At 70.8% G+C, this 19,567-nt stretch carries 17 protein-coding genes; 10 read left to right on the top strand and 7 right to left on the bottom strand.

Annotated elements, in window-relative coordinates; genetic code table 11:
• Positions 1-120 precede the first annotated feature (120 nt).
• Together AC1MFI_RS07515 and AC1MFI_RS07510 are read left to right on the top strand one after the other, a co-directional pair.
• A complete protein-coding gene (locus tag AC1MFI_RS07515; RefSeq protein ID WP_479820496.1) occupies positions 121-1,200 on the top strand; it encodes a LacI family DNA-binding transcriptional regulator in 1,080 nt (359 codons plus the stop codon).
• A gap of 83 nt (positions 1,201-1,283) precedes the next feature.
• Entirely contained in the window at positions 1,284-2,447 is a 1,164-nt protein-coding gene (locus tag AC1MFI_RS07510) for an ROK family protein (RefSeq protein ID WP_479820494.1), read from the top strand.
• 109 nt (positions 2,448-2,556) lie between these two features.
• On the opposite strand, the gene AC1MFI_RS07505 is transcribed toward AC1MFI_RS07510, so the two are convergent.
• Entirely contained in the window at positions 2,557-2,796 is a 240-nt protein-coding gene (locus AC1MFI_RS07505) for a DUF3073 domain-containing protein (protein ID WP_479820818.1), read from the bottom strand.
• Between the two features lie 304 nt (positions 2,797-3,100).
• Here AC1MFI_RS07505 and AC1MFI_RS07500 point away from each other — a divergent pair, with 304 nt between their 5' ends.
• On the top strand, positions 3,101-4,321 hold the full coding sequence (locus AC1MFI_RS07500; RefSeq protein ID WP_479820492.1) for a septum formation family protein: 1,221 nt from the start codon (positions 3,101-3,103) through the stop codon (positions 4,319-4,321).
• A 73-nt stretch (positions 4,322-4,394) separates the two neighbouring features.
• On the opposite strand, the gene clpB is transcribed toward AC1MFI_RS07500, so the two are convergent.
• Entirely contained in the window at positions 4,395-7,019 is a 2,625-nt protein-coding gene (gene clpB / locus AC1MFI_RS07495; protein WP_479820490.1) for an ATP-dependent chaperone ClpB, read from the bottom strand.
• A 186-nt stretch (positions 7,020-7,205) separates the two neighbouring features.
• Here clpB and AC1MFI_RS07490 point away from each other — a divergent pair, with 186 nt between their 5' ends.
• Positions 7,206-9,188 (top strand): penicillin-binding transpeptidase domain-containing protein, encoded by a 1,983-nt coding sequence (locus AC1MFI_RS07490; RefSeq protein WP_479820488.1) that lies wholly within the window; start codon positions 7,206-7,208, stop codon positions 9,186-9,188.
• A gap of 147 nt (positions 9,189-9,335) precedes the next feature.
• On the top strand, positions 9,336-10,829 hold the full coding sequence (locus tag AC1MFI_RS07485; protein WP_479820486.1) for a flotillin family protein: 1,494 nt from the start codon (positions 9,336-9,338) through the stop codon (positions 10,827-10,829).
• A gap of 69 nt (positions 10,830-10,898) precedes the next feature.
• Here the strand turns inward: AC1MFI_RS07485 and AC1MFI_RS07480 are convergent, their stop codons facing one another.
• Positions 10,899-11,300 (bottom strand): YccF domain-containing protein, encoded by a 402-nt coding sequence (locus tag AC1MFI_RS07480; protein WP_479820484.1) that lies wholly within the window; start codon positions 11,298-11,300, stop codon positions 10,899-10,901.
• Between the two features lie 104 nt (positions 11,301-11,404).
• Complete coding sequence (locus AC1MFI_RS07475) at positions 11,405-13,081, bottom strand: DEAD/DEAH box helicase (RefSeq protein WP_479820482.1); 1,677 nt, start codon at positions 13,079-13,081, stop codon at positions 11,405-11,407.
• 353 nt (positions 13,082-13,434) lie between these two features.
• Here AC1MFI_RS07475 and AC1MFI_RS07470 point away from each other — a divergent pair, with 353 nt between their 5' ends.
• From AC1MFI_RS07470 to AC1MFI_RS07460, 3 genes are all read left to right on the top strand, one after another.
• On the top strand, positions 13,435-13,605 hold the full coding sequence (locus tag AC1MFI_RS07470; protein WP_479820481.1) for a hypothetical protein: 171 nt from the start codon (positions 13,435-13,437) through the stop codon (positions 13,603-13,605).
• A gap of 50 nt (positions 13,606-13,655) precedes the next feature.
• Positions 13,656-14,534: a tRNA (guanosine(46)-N7)-methyltransferase TrmB gene (gene trmB, locus AC1MFI_RS07465; RefSeq protein WP_479820480.1), complete on the top strand. Its 879-nt coding sequence runs from the start codon at positions 13,656-13,658 to the stop codon at positions 14,532-14,534.
• A gap of 244 nt (positions 14,535-14,778) precedes the next feature.
• Positions 14,779-15,810 carry a DUF695 domain-containing protein gene (locus AC1MFI_RS07460; protein ID WP_479820479.1) on the top strand — a complete coding sequence of 344 codons (1,032 nt, stop codon included), beginning with the start codon at positions 14,779-14,781 and terminating at the stop codon, positions 15,808-15,810.
• A gap of 72 nt (positions 15,811-15,882) precedes the next feature.
• Here the strand turns inward: AC1MFI_RS07460 and AC1MFI_RS07455 are convergent, their stop codons facing one another.
• Entirely contained in the window at positions 15,883-16,470 is a 588-nt protein-coding gene (locus tag AC1MFI_RS07455) for a TetR/AcrR family transcriptional regulator (protein ID WP_479820478.1), read from the bottom strand.
• A gap of 26 nt (positions 16,471-16,496) precedes the next feature.
• Between AC1MFI_RS07455 and AC1MFI_RS07450 the strand changes: the two genes are divergently transcribed.
• Positions 16,497-17,681, top strand: a complete 1,185-nt coding sequence (locus tag AC1MFI_RS07450; protein WP_479820477.1) for an MFS transporter — start codon at positions 16,497-16,499, stop codon at positions 17,679-17,681.
• A 14-nt stretch (positions 17,682-17,695) separates the two neighbouring features.
• Here AC1MFI_RS07450 and AC1MFI_RS07445 read toward each other — a convergent pair whose 3' ends face one another.
• Entirely contained in the window at positions 17,696-18,379 is a 684-nt protein-coding gene (locus AC1MFI_RS07445) for an SDR family NAD(P)-dependent oxidoreductase (protein ID WP_479820476.1), read from the bottom strand.
• A gap of 116 nt (positions 18,380-18,495) precedes the next feature.
• Between AC1MFI_RS07445 and AC1MFI_RS07440 the strand changes: the two genes are divergently transcribed.
• Positions 18,496-18,903: a DUF5655 domain-containing protein gene (locus tag AC1MFI_RS07440; protein WP_479820474.1), complete on the top strand. Its 408-nt coding sequence runs from the start codon at positions 18,496-18,498 to the stop codon at positions 18,901-18,903.
• On the opposite strand, the gene AC1MFI_RS07435 is transcribed toward AC1MFI_RS07440, so the two are convergent.
• The gene (locus AC1MFI_RS07435) at positions 18,860-19,561 is read right to left on the bottom strand and encodes a PspA/IM30 family protein (protein WP_479820472.1); all 702 of its coding nucleotides are present in this window, start codon (positions 19,559-19,561) and stop codon (positions 18,860-18,862) included. The two genes, AC1MFI_RS07440 and AC1MFI_RS07435, sit on opposite strands and share 44 nt — an antisense overlap.
• Positions 19,562-19,567 lie beyond the last annotated feature (6 nt).

Raw genomic sequence — 19,567 nt, 5'->3', positions numbered from 1 at the left:
ATGTGATGGCACGAGTGTATGTAGAGCCCGTCCGGAAGTGCAACACGAGATGTGCGAGCCGTCACGAAGGGCGGTGAGCGGCAGAGATACCGTGGCGAACCGCACATGTAAGCTGTCCGCATGTCGATTCCGGCGGAAGAACCGCGCGTCACCCTCGCTCAGCTCGCGACGGTGGCGGGCGTGTCGCTGTCAACGATCTCCAAGGTGCTCAACGGGCGAGCCGACGTGTCGCCGAAAACGCGGGCGAAAGTTGAGGAACTCCTCGAGGAGCACGGCTACCGGCGCCGCAAGGTGTCCGCAGCCAGGGCAGCGCTCGTCGAGCTGGTCTTCCACGAGCTGGAGAGTGCCTGGGCGCTCGAACTGATCCGCGGTGTCGAGAACGTCGCGCGCGAGCACGGCATGAGCGTGGTCCTGACCGAGACGGGGACGCGGCACGCTCCCGGCAACGAATGGATCGAGGGTGTGATGGCGAGGCGCCCGGCCGGCGTCGTCCTCGTGTTCTCCGACCTCCCGCAGGACTTCCGCAGCAAGCTGGATGCCCGCTCCATCCCCTTCGTCATCATCGATCCGGCAGGGGACCCCTCCCCCGACGTCCCGTCCGTCGGCTCGGCCAACTGGTCGGGTGGCATGATGGCCACCCGGCACCTGATCGACCTCGGCCACACGCGGATCGCCGCGATCAGCGGACCCGAGGACATGATGTGTTCCCTCGCCCGCATCGACGGCTACCGGTCCGCCATGGGCATGGCATCCCTTCCGATCGATCCGGAGTTCATCCGCTACGGGAACTTCCACGTGGACGGCGGACGGGACCACGCCTTCTCGCTGCTGCGCAGCCCCCACCCCCCGACGGCGATCTTCGCAGGCAGCGACCTGCAGGCGCTGGGCGTGCTCGACGCCGCCCGCCAGATCGGGCTCCGGGTACCGGACGAGCTGTCGATCGTCGGCTACGACGACCTGCAGCTGGCGCAGTGGTCCAGCCCCGCCCTGACCACGGTGCACCAGCCGCTGATCCAGATGGCGGAGGAAGCCACGCGCATGGTGTTGCGCCTGCGGGACGGCGAGCGACCGAACAACCTCCGGCTGGACCTCGCAACCAGCCTCGTGGTCCGCCAGAGCACCGCAGCGCCCTCCGCGCCCGCTCCCGCCTCCGTGCCGGCGAATGCACGGGCAGCGGGCACCGCCCAGCAGCGGGCCTGACCGACCGCCCCCGCGGGCTGGATACGATAGGGGCCATGCCAGGTGCGCGGAAGGCTCCTGCAGGACGAAGGAGAACCAGGGCTGTGCGGTCATTACCCGGCGCGGCGAACGGCACGGAAGGCCTTCGCGCACAGAACCTGTCGCAGATCCTCACGATGGTCCACCGGCACGGACCGCTGTCACGATCGGAGCTGACCCGTCGCAGCGGATTCAACCGCTCGACAGTCGGCGCACTCGTCTCCGCACTGACGGAGAAGCAGCTGGTCCGTGAGACGGACCCCGCGGGCGGCGGCGGCCGCGTGGGCCGTCCGAGTCCCATCGTGCAGGCCAATCCGGGCATCGCCGTCCTCGCCGTGAACCCGGACATCGACGCCCTGACCGTCGGGGTCATCGGCCTCGGCGGCCACGTCCACCGACGCGTGCGGCGGGAGACGGCCCGCGTCCCATCCCTCGAGGACGCCGTCCGGCTCACCCTGGACATCGTGTCCGACCTCCAGCCCGTCCTCGCCGGCCTCGACCGCGTGCTCGGCGTCGGTATCGCACTCCCCGGACTCGTCAACGCCGGCACGGGCCGCGTGCTCGTCGCGCCGCACCTCGGCTGGCGGGACGCCGACCTCACGGGTCCCTTCGGCGGCGCGCTCGGACTCCCGGCCGTCGCCGCGAACGACGCCTCCCTCGGATCCCTCGCGGAGAGCATCTTCGGTGCGGCATTCGGCGTGGACGACGCCGTCTACCTCAACGGCAGCGCGAGCGGCATCGGCGGCGGGATCGTGACCGGAGGAGCGCAGCTGGTCGGCAGCCGTGGGTACGGCGGCGAGCTGGGGCATACGCTCGTCAGTCCGGGCGGCTTCCCGTGCCACTGCGGCCGGTCGGGCTGCCTGGACGCCGAGGTCCGGCTCGAGCGGCTCCTCGAGGCCGCGGGCCTGGACGGTGGTGGTATCGAGGCACTCGAGCGGGTGCTCTCGGACGACCCGGCTCCGGCCGTGCGGACGGAGGCGGAACGGCAGCTGGAGCTGCTCGCCGTGGCGCTCGTGGACTTCGTGAACATCTTCGATCCGGAGCTGATCGTGCTCGGCGGTTTCCTCGGGTCCCTCGTGGCCTTCCACGGGGACCGGCTCGCCGACGCCGTGAACGCGCGATCGCTCGCCGGTCGCGTGCAGGTCCGTCGCGCAGCACTGGGCCCCGAGCTCCTGCTCGTCGGAGCTGCGGAACTGGCCTTCCAGCCCCTCCTCGCCTCCCCGTCCTGAGCCGCGGACCGGCGGCGCGGCGTCCGGTCCGAGGGTACACAAAACGGCGCATCCGCCCCGTGGGGCCTGATGCGCCGTGTGTGGTTCACAGGAGGGCGGCTGACGGGAGTCAGCCGGTGCGGCGTGAGCCGCTCTCCTCGCCGTCGTCGTCGAGCTCGTCGGCGTACTTGTCCGCATACTCCGAATAGTCCGGTTCGACCGGCTCGATCGGTTCGGTACGTCGATTGGATGCGCGACTACCCGGGCCTGTGAGCTCTCGCTGCAGTGCCGAATAATCTGTGGCCGGGCTGAAGTACTTCATATCCCGGGCCTGCTTGGTAGCTTTTGCCTTTTGACGGCCGCGCCCCATGGCGTGACCCCCTTTGTGCGTCGATCCGGAGGTGGTCACTGGGGCACGAGGCCCAAGGCTGCAGCGAGGCCCCGGAGTATTTGGTCAATTTGTCGTAAGTATAGGTTACATGCTTTCCGGGGCACCCGACCGCCGGCTCGGATCGGCGGTCGCGGCGGGCCTGCGGTCGGAGCCCGAGGTCGCGGTCATGACGTGCCGCCGAAGCGGAGACACTCGCCACCGGGGTGATCTTGGATAGAGTCGGAGCCACGTCGGAGCGCGCCGGCCACGAGCGACCAGGAATACAAGGAGACAGCGGCCCACCATGAGCAACGAGGAGCAGGCACCGAAGGGTTCGGGGCACGAACCCGAGACGGACGGCCGGCAGGAGCCGGACGTCCTGGATCCCGACGACGTCGTGCTCGACGACGGCGACATCCGCACCGAGGCCCTGGAACCGGAGCTGTCGGTATCGCCCGACACCCTCGACCTGGCGGAGCCCTCCCTCGAACCCGCCCGGATCAGCAGGGAGACCGCCGACGCCGCGTCCCTCGAGGAGGCGGCGGCCGAGGCCCGCGCCGTGGCAGCCGAAGCGGAGGAGACCGGGACGCTCGTGGGTGGGCCGATACCCGCCGATGCCCCGACGGCCAGGGCAACGCCGGAGGGTACGGCGCCGGCCGGTGGGGTTGCGGGGGACCTGGAGCCGACGGCGACCGCCGGCGGTGGACCGGCGGCGGACGACCGCACCGGCCAGGAGGCCCCCGGAAGCAGCGACGGTCCCTCGGACGGCGGCAGCCCGGACGGCGGCAGCCCGGACGGCGGCAGCCCGGTCGGCGGCCCCTATGCCTTTCCCCCCGCCGGCGGGGAGACCGGGCTCGGCCACCCCGGGCTCTACCCCGGCACCGATCCCGCATCGATCGGTCCGGCAGGGGCCGACCCTTCGGCGGAGCCGGTTCCGGGCTCGGGCGACGGCGCAACAGCGGCCCGGCCCGCCTGGGTCCCCTCGGCGCAGGGAGCCCTCCCCGGCACCGACGCGGGCACCGGCGCCGATGCCCATCCCACACGGGACCGCACCCGGGCCAGGAGCAGCACCCTTCCGCTGCTCCTGGTCATCGCCGGCGCCGTCGTGCTCCTCGGACTCCTGGTCTGGCTGCTCGTCTCCCTGTTCGGCGGCTCGGACGAGGAGGCGCGCGTGGACCCGTCGTCGCTGGCCCAGGGCGAATGCCTCGCCGACTTCACGGACATCACCGAGGACGCCGCGCTCGTGGACTGCGCCGAGCCGCACAACGCCCAGCTCGTGGCGAGCGAGGACTATCCGGAGGACGCAGAGTTCCCCGGCCGCGACCAGCTCGGTCGTCGCGCCGAGGCAGCCTGCGCTACGGCCTCGGCCGACATCGATCCGGATGTGGTCACCGAGGATCTGCAGGTCACCCTCCTCCGGGCGACGCCGACGGCGGAGACCTGGGCGGACGGTGACCGCCGCGTGGACTGCTTCGCCGTCGTCGGGAACGGTGGCACCGTGAGCCAGAGCCTCCTCACCCCCTGAGGGCTACGGTCAGGACGGACGAACAGAAAAGGGAGGAACCGCAGGGTCCCTCCCTTTCCTGCGTGCCCTGCCGCTACCGGGCGGCGTGCACCAGCAGGCCACCCGAGTCAGGGCCCGCCTCCCCGAGGGCGTCCGCGTCCGGCTCCTGCCGGTCGACGACGACGGTGTCGCCGTCGACGATCTCGCCCGCGAGGATGCCCCTCGCCAGGCGATCGCCGATCTCACGCTGGACGAGCCTGCGCAGCGGCCGGGCACCGTACGCCGGGTCGAAGCCGGTGAGCGCGAGCCACTCGCTCGCGGCGGCGCTCACCTCGAGCTCGAGACGACGGTCATGCAGCCGGTCGCCCAGGGATCTGACCTGCAGGTCGACGATCCGCGAGAGCTCGTCGAGGCCGAGCGGATCGAAGATCACGACGTCGTCGAGCCGGTTCAGGAACTCCGGCCGGAAGTTCGCGTTGACGGCGGACATCACGGCGGAGCGCTTGGCGGCGTCACTGAGCGAGGGGTCCACGAGGAACTGCGACCCGAGGTTCGAGGTCAGCACGAGGATCACGTTGCGGAAGTCCACCGTGCGGCCCTGGCCGTCCGTGAGGCGCCCGTCGTCGAGTACCTGCAGGAGCAGGTCGAAGACCTCCGGGTGTGCCTTCTCCACCTCGTCGAGCAGCACCACGCTGTAGGGGCGGCGCCGCACGGCCTCGGTGAGCTGGCCGCCCTCCTCGTAGCCCACGTATCCCGGAGGAGCACCGACGAGGCGCGCCACCGAGTGCTTCTCCGAGTACTCGGACATGTCGATCCGGACCATGGCGCGCTCGTCGTCGAACAAGAAGTCCGCGAGCGCCTTGGCGAGCTCCGTCTTGCCCACGCCGGTGGGGCCGAGGAACAGGAAGGAACCCGTCGGGCGGTTCGGATCGGACACACCGGCCCGGGCTCGCCGGACGGCGTCGGACACCGCGGACACCGCACGCTTCTGCCCGATCAGGCGCGCGCCGATGACCTCCTCCATATGGAGGAGCTTCTCGCTCTCGCCCTGGAGCATGCGCCCGGCCGGGATGCCCGTCCAGGCGGAGATGACCTCCGCGATGTCGTTCGCGCTGACCTCCTCGGCGACCATCAGCTCGGGGGCGTTGGCGCTCTGCTCCTCGGCGGCCTGCGCCGCGCGGAGCTCGCGCTCCACCTGCGGGATCTCCCCGTACAGGATGCGCGACGCCGTCTCGAGGTCCCCTTCGCGCTGGGCTCGGTCGGCCTGCGAGCGCAGGTCGTCCAGGGACGCCTTCAAATCACCCACACGGTTCAGGCCCGCCTTCTCGGCCTCCCACCGTGCATTCAGCCCGTCGAGCTCCTCCTGGCGGTCCGCCATCTCGGCGCGCAGGGTGTCCAGTCGCTCGAGGGAGGCCTCGTCCTTCTCGCGGGCGAGCGCCATCTCCTCCATGCGCATGCGCTCGAGGGACCGTCGCAGCTCGTCGATCTCCACCGGCGCGGAATCGATCTCCATGCGCAGCCGCGAGGCGGCCTCGTCCACGAGGTCGATCGCCTTGTCGGGAAGCTGGCGGCCCGGGATGTACCGGTGGGACAGCGTGGCCGCGGCCACGAGCGCCGAGTCGGCGATCGAAACCTTGTGGTGCGCCTCGTAGCGCTGCTTCAGTCCGCGCAGGATGCCGATCGTGTCCGGCACGGAGGGTTCGCCGACGTAGACCTGCTGGAACCTGCGCTCCAGGGCCGGGTCCTTCTCCACGTTCTCGCGGTACTCGTCCAGCGTCGTCGCGCCGATGAGCCGCAGCTCGCCGCGCGCCAGCATCGGCTTGAGCATGTTGCCCGCGTCCATCGAGCCCTCGGAAGCACCCGCTCCCACCACGGTGTGGAGCTCGTCGATGAAGGTGACCACCTGACCGTTGGACGAGCGGATCTCGTCCAGCACCGCCTTCAGCCGTTCCTCGAACTCGCCGCGGTACTTGGCTCCGGCGATCATCGAGCCGAGGTCGAGGCTGATGAGGGTCTTCCCGCGGAGCGATTCGGGTACGTCGCCGGCGACCATGCGCTGGGCGAGCCCCTCGACGACGGCGGTCTTGCCGACGCCGGGCTCGCCGATCAGCACCGGGTTGTTCTTGGTGCGGCGGCTGAGCACCTGCACCACGCGCCGGATCTCGGCGTCGCGTCCGATGACGGGATCGAGCTTCCCGCTGCGGGCCACCTCAGTGAGGTCCACCCCGAACTTCTCGAGGGCCTGGAAGGTGTTCTCCGGGTCGGGCGTGGTCACGCGCCGGTCGCCCCGGACCCCCGGCAGCGCGGAGGCGAGGGCCTCCCGCGTGAGACCGAGCGTGCGGAGGATGCTGCCGGCCGCCCCGGTGTCGGCGGCGAGCGCCAGCAGGAGGTGCTCCGTGGACACGAACTGGTCGCCCAGCGTCTCCGCCTCCTGCTTCGCGGCATTGATGACCTGCAGCGCCCCGCGCGAGAACTGCGGCTGCGCCACGGAGGACCCCGACGACGACGGCAGGGCCTTGATCGCGGCACTCGCCTGCACGCTGACGCTGTCCGGATCAGCGCCGGCCGCCTTGAGGAGCGCGACGGCGATACCGTCGCGCTGGTCCAGGAGCGCCTTGAGGAAGTGCGGCGCCTCGATCTGGGCGTTGCCCGCCGTCGAGGCGTTCATGGCTGCGGCTGAAAGCACCTCACGGCTCTTGGTGGTGAAGTTGGTGTCCACGCGAGGATCCTTCCTGTTCTGACGTAGGGGCGAGATACCCGACCTCTATGTTGAGTGTACTCGACTCAACTTTGGTTGGGGCAGATAAATTCCGCCTGCTGCTCGAGGGTGAGAAGCAGGAAGACCGCGTCCGGCACGGACATCGGGACGGCGGCGCGCCGTGGGTTCTCGGACATAATGGGCCGTATGGGGAAACTTCATCGCGCCACGTCCGTCCTGACCACCGCCGTCCTCGCGCTCACCCTCGCGGCCTGCACGGACGACCGCCCCACCGCCGAGGATGCGGCGCGCACGCTGGCCGAGGGGCTGGCCCGGCTCGACGTCGGGCAGTCCGCCTTCACGTCCATGGAGTCCACCGAGGTGACGGACCAGCTCGCCGCGATCACGGAGGGCTTCGCACCGGAAGCGCCCGAGGTCACCGTCGCCGGCGTCGAGGAGACCGGCGAGGACAGCGCGACGGCCACCCTCGACTACGTCTGGGACCTCGACGACACCGACCAGGACTGGACCTACAGCACGACGGCGGCCCTCACGCGCGTCGAGGACGCGTGGCAGACCGCCTGGGAACCGGACGTGTTCGTCCCGAATCTCCTGCCCGACGAGAAGCTGACCCTGACGAGCGTTCCCGGTGACCGCGGCGACATCACCGGAGCCGGCGGCGAAGTCATCGTCACGCAGCGGCCCGTGATCCGGGTGGGCATCGACAAGACCCGCGTGCCCGAGGAGCAGCAGGGCGCCTCGGCGCGTGCTCTCGCGACGCTGCTCGAGCTCGATCCCGCCGGCTATGAGCAGCAGGTCGCAGGTGCCGGCGCGGACGCCTTCGTGGTGGCCGTCGTACTCCGCGACGACGCCACGCGGACCGTCACCGACGCGCAGATCGATGCCGTCCCTGGTGCCCTGCGGCAGGCGGACACACTCGAACTCGCTCCGACCCGGACTTTCGCACGGGAGCTGCTCGGCGGTGTCGGCGAGGCGACCGAGGAACTCGTGGAGCAGTCGGACGGGGCCGTGCGGGCCGGTGACATCACCGGGCTCGGCGGATTGCAGCTGCAGCACAATGCCCAGCTCGCCGGCGTCCCGGGCCTCGAGGTCAACGCCGCCCGGGCGGACGCTCCCGGAACGCCCACCCAGCGGCTGTTCGCGAAACCCGCCGTCGACGGAGAGGACCTCGCCACCACGCTCGACCCCCGCCTGCAGAGCCTCGGCGAGCAGGTGCTCGCCGAGGAGCCCTCGGCGTCGTCCATCGTGGCCCTCCGCCCCAGCACGGGCGAGATCCTCGCCGCAGCGAACGGCCCGGGCAGCGAAGGCCTGCAGACGGCCCTCCTCGGCCAGTACCCGCCCGGCTCCACGTTCAAGATCGCCACGAGCCTCGCGCTCCTGAGGAAGGGCTTCACACCGGAGTCGCCGACCGAGTGCACCGAGGAGGTCACCGTGGACGGTCGGACGTTCAACAACGCCAGCACGTACCCGGCCCAGTTCCTCGGGACCATCCCCCTCCTCGAGACCTTCGCACAGTCCTGCAACACCGGATTCATCTCCGCGCGGGACCGGATCAGCCAGTCCGATCTCGAGAAGGCCGCCACCGATCTCGGGATCGGCGTCGAGGCGAGCATCGGGACGCCCGCGTTCTTCGGAGCCGTACCGACCGAGGCGGAGGGTACGGCCCATGCCGCCGCGATGATCGGCCAGGGCGAGGTCCTGGTCTCCCCGCTGTCCCTCGCCACCATGGCCGCGTCCGTCGGCAACGGTGCGCGTGTCACGCCGACGCTCCTCGCGCCGGGTGGGTCGGCGGAACTCGACCCCGGATCGGAGGGTGCGGCGGCATCCCAGGCGCCCACCGACGACGCGTCGGCCACCACCGACCCCGCAGCACCGGAAGCGGCGGAGCCGAGTGCCTTCACCGCGGCGGAGTCGGCGACCCTGAAGACCCTCATGGCCGCCGTCGTCGCCCAGGGCGGCGCCCAGCTCTTGCGGGATGTCCCCGGCGGGCCCGTCCTGGCCAAGACCGGCACCGCCGAGTTCGGCAGCGAGACCCCTCCGCGGACGCACGCGTGGGTCGTCGCCCTGCAGGGAGACCTGGCCGTCGCCGTCTTCGTCGAGGAGGGCGAACTCGGCTCCACCTCCGGGGGGCCCCTGATGCAGGCGTTCCTGACGGGAGCGGCCTCTTAACAGCCACCATCTCGCGCCGACGAGGTGCGGGGTATCCGCTTCGATGACTTGGGGGTCAGATCAGTACCGTGCACGCAGTAGCTTGATCATCCTCCGGCGCGCGCCTGCTGCGCCGGAGGCAATTCGAAGACCGTTGAAAGGGTCGCAGTGGATCTCACGTTCATCCCGCTCATCATCGGCGCGGTGGTATTGCTCGTCGCCATCGTCGTCGCCATCGTGCTCGCCCGTATGGCTCTGCACATCGCCAGCCCGGACCAGGCGCTCATCATCTCCTCGAAGGACAGCAAGGGGCAGCCGGATCCGGACAGCCAGCGCGTCGTCTTCGGCCGCATCTTCATCAACCCGTTCTCGCAGCGGGCCTATCCGCTGTCCCTCGCGTCACGCCAGGTGTCCCTGCGCATCGAGGGCATCTCCAAGAACGGCATCAAGCTCCATCTGACGGGCGTGGCCCAGGTCAAGGTGGGCGGCGACGCCGACGCCGTCCGGAAGGCCGCCCAGCGCTTCCTCAACCAGCAGGATGCCATCGACCACTACACGCAGGAGACGCTCTCGGGTTCCCTGCGCTCCATCGTGGGAACCCTCACGGTCGAGTCGATCATCCGCGACCGCGCCACCTTCGCGAAGAGCGTGAAGGAGGAGGCGGAACACTCGATGCACAACCAGGGCCTGGAGATCGACACCTTCCAGATCCAGTCCGTGGACGACGACTCCGGCTACCTGAAGAACCTCGGCCGGCCCGAGGCCGCCCTCGCCGAGCGCAACGCCAAGATCGCCGAGGCCCGGTCCATGCAGGAATCCGAGCAGGCACGCGCCCTCTCCGACGAGCAGGTCGCCCTCGCCCAGCAGCAGCTGATCATCCGCCGTGCCGAGCTGAAGGAGGAGGCCGACGCCCGACAGGCGCGTGCGGACGCCTCGGGCCCCCTGGCCCAGGCGGAGCAGCAGGAGCAGGTCATCATGCGCGAGCAGCAGGTGGCGCAGCGGCGCGCCGAGCTCCGCGAGCGGGAGCTCGACACCGAGGTGCGCAAGCCCGCGGACGCCGAGAAGTACCGCCTCATCCAGCAGGCCGACGCGAAGCTCGAGGAGCGCCGTCGTGCCTCCGAGGCCACGGAGATCGAGGCCCGCGTCGACCTCGCACGCCGCAAGCTCGTCGCCGAGGGTGACCGCGTGGCAGCCGAGGCGGACGCCGCCGCGAACACCGCACGCGGTACCGCCGAGGCGGCCATCGACGAGGCGAAGGGCCGCGCCGACGCCGCGGTCATCGCCTCACGCGGTGACGCCGAGGCCGGGTCGACGGAGGCGCGCGGGAAGGCGGAGGCGGCGGGTATCGCCGCGCAGGCCGAGGCGTACGAGAAGTTCAACCAGGCAGCCATCCTGTCGAAGGTCCTCGAGGTGCTCCCTGCCATGGCACGCGAGATCGCCGCACCGATGTCGGCGATCGACACCATGACCGTCGTCTCGAACGACGGCGCGAGCCAACTCAGCAAGAACGTCTCCAGCGGAGTCCACCAGACCACGCAGATGGTGAAGGACACCACCGGACTGGACATCATCGCGCTGCTGGGCGATCTGCTGAAGAACGCGGACAGGCCGGGCATGAACGGGTCCGCCGGCGGTTCAGTCACCGTCAGCGGATCCGACTAGGGCGCTACCGCGGGTCGCTGCCGCGGGCCCGGCCGAGGGGTCGCTGCCGCAGGAACCGGCGGCGGCCCCTCAGCGGTAGGTCTGCAGGTACGCCCCCGAGGACGGGACGATCACCTTGCCCAGCGGTGCCAGCGACACCGGGATGAGCTTGAGGTTCGCGATACCCAGCGGGATCCCGATGATGCTGAGGAACATCGGGATGGCCGTCAGCACATGGCCGATGGCGATCCAGATACCCGCGACGAGCAGCCAGATCACATTGCCGACCGCCGCGAAGGCATAGGTGCCTCCGCCCCGGCTGACCACCGTGTGCCCGAACGGCCACAGCGCGTAGGCGCCGATCCTGAACGAGGCGATCCCGAACGGGATGGTCACGATCAGCAGGCAGCAGATGATGCCGGCCGCGAAGTAGCCGAGGGCGAGCCAGATGCCGCCGAACAGGAGCCAGATGACGTTCAGGAGTGCGTTCATGCGCCCATTGTTCCGCACACGGCCGGGCACTGCACCACCCTGAACGCACGAAGGGCCCCCTACCCGTGCGGGTAGGGGGCCCTTCGTGCGTTCAGGCGACCGCTCTAGCGGGAACGGCGGTCGTTCGACGCCGGAGCGCTGGCCCTGCGGGAACCGGCGGCGCGGCGCGCACCCTCGGTCCGCGGGGCCGACGACGGCGCGTGGCTGCGCTGGCCACCGGCGGCAGGAGCTGCAGCGGCGGGACGACGCACGGCGTCGCCCACACGCTGGCCCGAGGCCGGACGACGGCTGCGCGTCGTCGTCTCCGAAGCGGTCCGCGGCTCATCCGAACGGCGGCGTGATCCACCGCTCTTGGCGGCGGCGCCGGAGTCCGAGCCGAAGCGCGGCGCCTGCGGCTGGTCCTTGCGGCGATCGGCGCGGTTGCCCTGGGCGGCCTGCGGGTCGGCGGAGACGCGTCCACGCCCACCCCGGCCGCCACGGCCACCTGCAGCCGGAGCTGCGGCACCGCGGCGGGCGCGCTTGCGCTCGGCGTTGGCGCCCGTGGAGGTCCCCTCGCCCCGAGCGGCCTCGCGGGAGGCCAGCAGGGCCGCACGGGTGCGGGGATCGATCTTCTCCGCGACGTCACCGATCAGGGACAGGACGAGCGGGGACGTTGCCTTGACGTTCTCGAACGCGACGTCGACCCCGGCGGCCTTCATCAGCTTCTGCACCTCGGACTTCTGCTCGGGCAGCGTGATCGTGACCACGGTCCCCGAGGAGCCTGCGCGGGCCGTACGGCCCGAGCGGTGCAGGTACGCCTTGTGCTCCGTGGGCGGATCCACGTGGACCACGAGTTCGACGTCGTCCACGTGCACGCCGCGGGCGGCGACGTCGGTGGCCACCAGGACGCGGACATCGCCGGTGGAGAATTCCGCGAGGTTCCGGTCGCGGGCGTTCTGCGACAGGTTGCCGTGGAGGTCGACGGCCGGGATCCCGGCGTCGGTCAGGGTCTTGGCGAGCTTCCGCGCGTGGTGCTTGGTGCGCATGAAGAGCAGGCGGCGTCCGGTCCCGGAGGCCAGCTGGACGATCAGCTGCTTCTTCTGCGTCTGGTCGCCGATCATCAGCACGTGGTGCTCCATGGTGGTGACCGCGGCCTGCGGGTCGTCCACGGAGTGGGTGACGGGGTTGGTCATGTAGCGGTTGACCACCTTGTCCACGCCGTTGTCGAGCGTCGCCGAGAACAGCAGGCGCTGGCCGTCGGCGGGCGTGGTGTCGAGGAGCTTCTTCACGACCGGCAGGAAGCCGAGGTCGGCCATGTGGTCCGCCTCGTCGAGGATGGTGATCTCCACCGACTCGAGGGTGATGAGCTTCTGGCGCATCAGGTCCTCGAGACGTCCGGGACAGGCGATGACGATGTCGACGCCGGCACGGAGGGCCTTCTCCTGGCGCTGCTGGGACACGCCGCCGTAGATCACGGTGGTGTTGAGTCCGAGCTGCTGCGCGAGCGGCTCCACGGTGGCGTTGATCTGGGTGGCGAGCTCGCGGGTCGGAGCCAGCACGAGCGCCAGGGGGCGCCCCGGCTTGCGACGGTAGGCGGCTTCCTGCTCCGCGAGGCGGGCGACCATGGGCAGCGCGAAGGCGAGGGTCTTGCCCGAGCCGGTCCGGCCGCGGCCGAGGACGTCGCGTCCGGCGAGGGAGTCCGGAAGGGACTTCACCTGGATGGGGAATGGTTCGGTGATCCCCTGCGCGGCGAGGTTCTCGACCAGCGCTTCGGGCACACCAAGGGCGGCAAAAGTAGTCATGTAAAGTACACGAACTTTCTTCTCATCTTCCCCGGCACCGGTTGGCGCAGGGGTTCGCCGAAGAAAAGTCAGACAGTGTCCACCGCGCTCACGATCCTGGGAGCTCAATGCGGGACAAAAGAATGCGTTCTATCGACGCAGGCTGCGCGTTCAACTGGCGGAAGTGATCTGCCGTGCGCAGGCAAGTAGTTCCAGTTTACCAGCAGGACCGCCATAAGCCCGCATCCGGGAGCGTATCGAGCTGCCGGTGACCGGACCCCGCCCGCCCTCGACGGGCGTACCGTACGGCTCGGCGATCGGCGGCGTGGTGCATGCGTGCGGCCACGACCTGCACACCGCGATGCTCGCGCGTCATGATCCGGGAAGGGATCCTGGAGGCGGCCGCGGAGATCGTCACCTCCCGGTCCCTCGTGGGTGAGCGGGCGCCCATGGTGAAGCTGGACCCACGGACGAGGTTCACGGGGAGGGTTCTCGCGGCGGTGTCCCCTGCGGGCAGGAGCGACAAGCAGATCGTGGCGGACTGAGACCATCAGTGCCACGGGAACACGCACGGGCTGCCGGTAGCCTTGGAGGAATGGATCCGCACGCACAGACCCCCGACCAGCCGCACCGCACCCAGCCCGTCTCGTTCGTCCGGCGCGGCTCGCGCCTGCAGGGCCGGCGTCGTGAGGCGTGGGACGAGCTCGCGGAGGCCTTCCTGATCGACGTCCCGCGCGTCGAGAACGCCGATACCTCGGTGGCACCGGGTTTCGTGCTCGACGTCGAGGGCGCCTTCGGACGGTCGGCGCCGCTGGTCGTCGAGGTGGGGTCGGGGCTCGGCGAAGCCATCACGCATGCCGCCGAACTCGATCCGGACCGCGACTACCTGGCCCTCGAGGTCTACCGTCCGGGGCTCGCCCAGACCATGCTGCGCATCAGCCAGAAGGACCTCGCCAACGTGCGGACCGCGCAGGTGAATGCTGCGGAGGCCTTTGCAGGCATGGTCCCGGCGTCGTCCGTCGCCGAGCTGTGGACGTTCTTCCCCGACCCCTGGCACAAGGCACGCCACCACAAGCGCAGGCTCGTCAAGGAGGACTACGTGGACCTCGCCGCCCGGGTCCTCCAGCCCGGGGGGATCTTCCGCCTCGCCACGGACTGGTCCAGCTATGCCGTGCAGATGCGCGCCGTGCTGGACGCGAGCGACCATTTCGAGAACCTGCACGGCGGCGAGCGCTCCGGCGCCGAGAGCCCTCTCACACAGGTGTGGGAGAGCGGCGTGGAGTCCGTGGTCGGCGGGGCGCCGGTGCGTGAGGGCCGGGATCCGGTGAGCACGGGGAACACGGGTGTCAACGAGGGCACCGACGAACTCGGCGGGTGGGCGCCCCGCTTCGACGGCCGGACCCTCACGAGTTTCGAGAACAAGGCGATCAAGGCCGGACGGATGGTCTTCGACCTCACCTATCGCCGCCGCTGAACGGGCGGCACGGTGGGTGGGCGGGGCACTTCCGGCTAGGTGCGCCGCTGGAAGCCCATTCCCAGCCGGCGGGAGACGGCACGGAATGCCTCGGGATCCATCCTCCTAGCCTATGCGGATCCCCGCCCCTGCACGACGGCGGTGAAAACTCCGCCGTCTGCCCAGGAGCGCCCCTGGCCGGGTAGATTCGCTGGAGTCGGGGCGGCCGGGAGACCCCGGACGCCGGCACCAGGGAGATGCGGGGATGATGGGTATTTTCAGGCGTCGGGCCTCCGGCCGGGGCACCGGCGAGGATCCCATCGTGGCCTTCTGGCGATGGTGGGCCGAGGACGGCGAGGATCTGCTGACCACCGCCACGCGGGCCGGCGACTTCGAGGCGTACGTCGACGTGCTGACCCGGCACGTGAAGGCGATCGCCCGGGGGCTCGAATGGGAGACGCGCACGGGCAGCGACGCCGAGCACACGCTCTGCGTCTCGAGCGGCGGCGACGCCGCGCTGCGCCCCGTGGCCGAACGGTGGTACCGCGCATCCCCGCCGGCCGGCCGGCGCTGGGAGTTCGTCCCCGCCCGCAGTGCGAAACCGGACATGCTGGACTCGAGCATCACCTACCGCGGCAGGACCTTCGACCTCCGGCGCACCAGGGTCCACGCGGCGGTGACCAGGTCGGGTGACGGCCTCATCGTGTCGGTGCACAATCCCGGCTTCACCGGGCAGTGGGACGACGAGTACGGGCTGTGCGTCCTCCTGCTCGAATGGCTGCTCGGCGAGGACGACGTCGAACGCTGGATCCGTCGCGTGGACTGCATCGCGTACGACGTCGTCGACAGCATCCCGGCCGCCGACCTGCCCGCGAGGGTCGCCGAACTCGCCCACACACTCCCTGCACCGGGCTGGCTGCTCATGCGGGGGACCCTCGGGGCCGGTGAGCCGATCCTGGTCCGGGTCCTGCGCCCGCTGCGGTGGATAGACCACCCGCGCTTCGACCTCCACACGGCACTGCGGGTCCCCTACGATGCCGACGAGCAGGGCCTTCCGACCCCCGAGTCCTCCGACGCCCTCTCGGACCTCGAGGACTCGCTCGTGGGCGCCATCGGCATCCGCGGGATGCTCGTCGCGGCCGAGACCTCGAAGGGGGTGCGGACGTTCCACTTCTACTCGGACTCCGAGGACCAGAACGGCCGGGACGTCCTCGACGCCGCGGCTCGCGAACACCGGCCGGTCTCGGTCAGACACACCCCCGATCCTGGCTGGAAGAGAGTGCAGGACTTCGCCTGACCTTCGGCGGTCCCCTCGTGGAGGTGCGACGGCGGACTGCGGTGCTGAGGGGACCGGCCGCGGCCGGTCGCGCTAGGAGAGGTCCTGCGTGCCGACAGTACGCAGCATGAGGGCGGCGATGCGGCGCCCGTCGGCGATGGCGGCGTCGGCGTCCGTGCCGCGCAGGATCATTCCGAGCACGCCCGTGTAGATCAGGACGAGATGCTGAGCCACGACGGCCGCCCGGCCCGGATCCGGCAGGGCGGCGGCCAGTTCGCCGAGCCGCTGCGTCAGCAGCCGGGTGTCGGCCAGCAGTGTCTCCTCGAGTGCGGGACCCGGACGGGCTGTCTCGGCCGCGATGCCCAGGAACACGCACCAGCGGGACGGGCTGAGGTTCCGCCGGTGCCGGGTCAGTGCGGTGAAGATCGCGAGCACCTTCTCCTCCGGGCCGTCCGCCTCGTCCACGCACTCCTGCCACGTGGTGTCCCACCGCGAGAGCCTGCGCCGCAGGGCCTGCGTGATCAGACCTTCCTTGTTGCCGAAGTGTGCATAGAGCGTTGCCGGGGACACCTGGGCGCGCTCCAGGATCGCGTCGACGGGTGTCGCCGTGACGCCCTGCGTCGCGGCGAGGTCCTCCGCCGCATCGAGAAGCCGGTCCCGCGCCGCTGCTTGTGGTCGCACTCCACAAGGATATAACGTTCGTTTCAATGAAACGCACGTTACAGTCTTCGACCGACCTCCGGGGTCTGCTCTTCGGCGTATCGGCGGTAGCGCTCATCGCTGCCACCTACGGCCTGGCCCGGCTGGGCTACGGGTTGTTCCTTCCGGCCTTCGCGGCGTCGTTCTCCCTGTCCCCCACGATGAGCGGGATCCTGTCCTCCGGCGCCTCCGTGCTGTACTGCGTCTCGGCGGTGATCGGCTTCCGCTACGCAGGCCGCCATCCCCGCGCCGTGACGCTCCTCGCCGGATCGACAGCCGCGCTGGGCAGCGTCGGGATCGCCTGCGCACAGCACACCGTGGCCTTCGCCGGCGCGGTACTCCTCGCCGGCATGGGGGCGGGTCTCGCCTCCCCCGCCCTCGTGGAGCTCGTGCAGCGCAACACCGAACCGACCCGGCAGGGGCGCCTCCAGTCCGTCGTCAATTCGGGCACGGGCTTCGGGGTGGTCGCTGCGGGCATCCTGTCCCTGTCCCTGGGGGAAGCCTGGCGGATCGCCTGGGTTCTGGCGGCGGCGATCGCCGCGGTGTCGATGCTGGCCGTCCTGCGACTGGACGGCAGTGCGGGGAATGCCCCGGATCAGGACCGCCCTGCACCCTCGCTCCTCACCAGGTCGAGCTTCCACGGGCTCGCCCGGCCACTCTCGGGCGCCTTCGTCTTCGGATGCGGATGCGCCGCCGTGTGGGTCTACGGCAGGGCCACGCTCGAACAGGCCGGCGGCATGAGCACCGGGATGTCCGCCGTCGCGTGGATGGCGCTCGGAGTCGGAGGCGCCGCCGCCACGCTGGGCGCGCGCTGGCTCGCGGACCATGCCATCGCGCTGACGTGGTCCGTGACGACCCTCGGCACCGCCGGAGCCACTGCGGTGATCGGATCCGTCCAGGGCAGCCTCGTCCCGGTGTATGCGGCGGCGGCCCTCTTCGGCCTTGCCTACACCGCGGCGACCTCGGTGCTCATCCTCTGGGCGTCCGAGGCCACGGCGGACAGCGCGGCCGCCACCTCGCTCCTGTTCACCGCCCTGGTCCTCGGCCAGGCGGCCGGGGCCCCGCTCACGGGGGCCATGATCGAAGCATCCGGCCCTGCGTCCGCCTTCTCCGCGGCGGCTCTCACCTGCGCAGCCGGTGCCCTCGCCGTCGCCGGTTCACGCCGACGGGTGCGCCCACCGCTCCACCGCTGAGCAAGAGCGGGGCGTCAGAACGACGACGACGGCAGGTCCCGCTCGCCGTTCCGGATGGCCGTGACGATGCGCTCGGCGACAGCGACCGGATCCTTGCCCCGGGGCAGCTTCGGGGCCTCGCCGGCGATGGGCCTCGAGGCGAGTCCGGTCTCGGTGTGCGGGGGACGGGCATCCAGCACGCGCACGCCCTGCCTGCGCAGCTCCAGTGTCAGGGCCTTGCCGTAGGCACTGAGGCCCGCCTTGGTGGCCGAGTACGCGGCCATGCCCGCCGTCGGGCTCTCGGCGACGACGGCGCTGATCTGCGCGATGAACGAACCCTTCGTGAGCCTGGGCGCGACATCGCGCATGAGGCGCATGTATCCGAGGAGGTTCACGAGGACGAGTTCGTCGAGGGTGTCGTCGTCGACCTCGACCGCAGGACCGAACGCGACGACGCCCGAGGCGAACACGACGCCGTCGAGTTCCCGCCCGTAGATCGCCGCCGCGATGTCGGCGGGGCCGGCGGCCCTGCCCAGGTCCGCTGCCACGCGCCCGACGACGGCGGCGCCGAGCTCGTCGGCCAGCTTCGAGAGCTTCTCCTCGGACCGCCCGGACACCGTGAGGTGGGCTCCCTGCGTGGCGAGCTGACGCGACAGCTCCGCCCCGAGGACTCCGGTGGCGCCGACGACGAGGACGTGGGAACCGCTCAGCTCAGTCATGGGCCGAGTGTAGCTTCCGGCGGTGTCCGACGGGCGGCGCCCGCAGCGCGGGAATCGCCACCCGCGAGGACCTGTCGCGCTGGCTGAGGGACCGGGGAGTCACCGGGTACAACCTGATGAGCGTCGACTGGGAGGTGTTCGGGCTCCCGGAGTCCTTCCTGCGCTCCGCCGATGAGCTGTACGACGCCCAGTACGCGGACCGGCCCGCCCTCCGAGCCGTCGCGGATCGCATCCTCCTGTGGGCCGCGGAGACCCCCGAAGCGGTCATCCAGATGCGCAAGACCTACGTATCGCTCCAGACCTCGCGGCGGAAGTTCGCGCAGCTCACGCCGACCACCAGGACCGCGGTGGACCTGTTCCTCCGGCTGGCGGTCCCGGGACTGCCAGGGCTCGAGCCGGTGCGGGCCACCGGCGACGCGTTCGCGTGGCGCCTCCGGCTCCGCCGGGAGGAGGACGTGGACGACGCCGTCCTGCACGCCCTCAGGACTGCGCTGGAGGATAGCCTCGGGAACCCCTCCGCTTGAGCTCCTCGAGCTCCTGCTGCGCGGCCGCCTCCGCCTCGAGCTCCTCGAAGGCCTGCTGCAGGCGAGGCGATGACGGATCGGTCCACGAGAGCTCCTCGCGTGCCTGAACCTGGGCTTCGAAGCGCCGCACCTCGAGTTCGGTGCTGCGGCGCGCGGCGTCGATCGCCGCCGCTTCCCGCGATGACGAGGCCAGGGCGTCATGGACGCCGATGGCGGCCTGCGCCGCCGCGCGCCGCGCGAGCATGGCGTCGTACTCCATGGCGTTCTGCCGCACGCGCTGTTCGAGCCGCTGGACGTCCTCGTGGAGCCGGCGCGCCTGCTGCTCCGCTTCCTGCAGTTGCCGGGTCAGTGTCTCGAGTCGTCGCCGCGCCGTCATCGACTCGCGGATGGCTGCACGGGCGGCGTCGTCGTCGCCCCGCTGCACAGCGGCGGCGGCAGCGGCCTCGACCCGGTTCAGGTAGGCGGCGGCGTCGTTCGCGGCCAGCCCCACGCGGTGGTGGTGTGCGGCGACGTCGGCGGCCCCGCGACGCGCCTGGTCCAGCAGGTTACGCTGCGCCACCTGCGCATTCTGCGCCTGGACGCGGGGATCCTGCTTCGATTCGACCACCGCATTGCGGTTGGCCTGCACGATGCGCGTGATGCGGCGTTTGATCGACATTGCTCG

It is taken from the genome of Arthrobacter sp. BC5 (assembly GCF_056680255.1).
The sequence above is the reverse complement of the archived record's forward strand: the minus strand, read 5'-3'. Positions and strand labels throughout refer to the sequence as shown.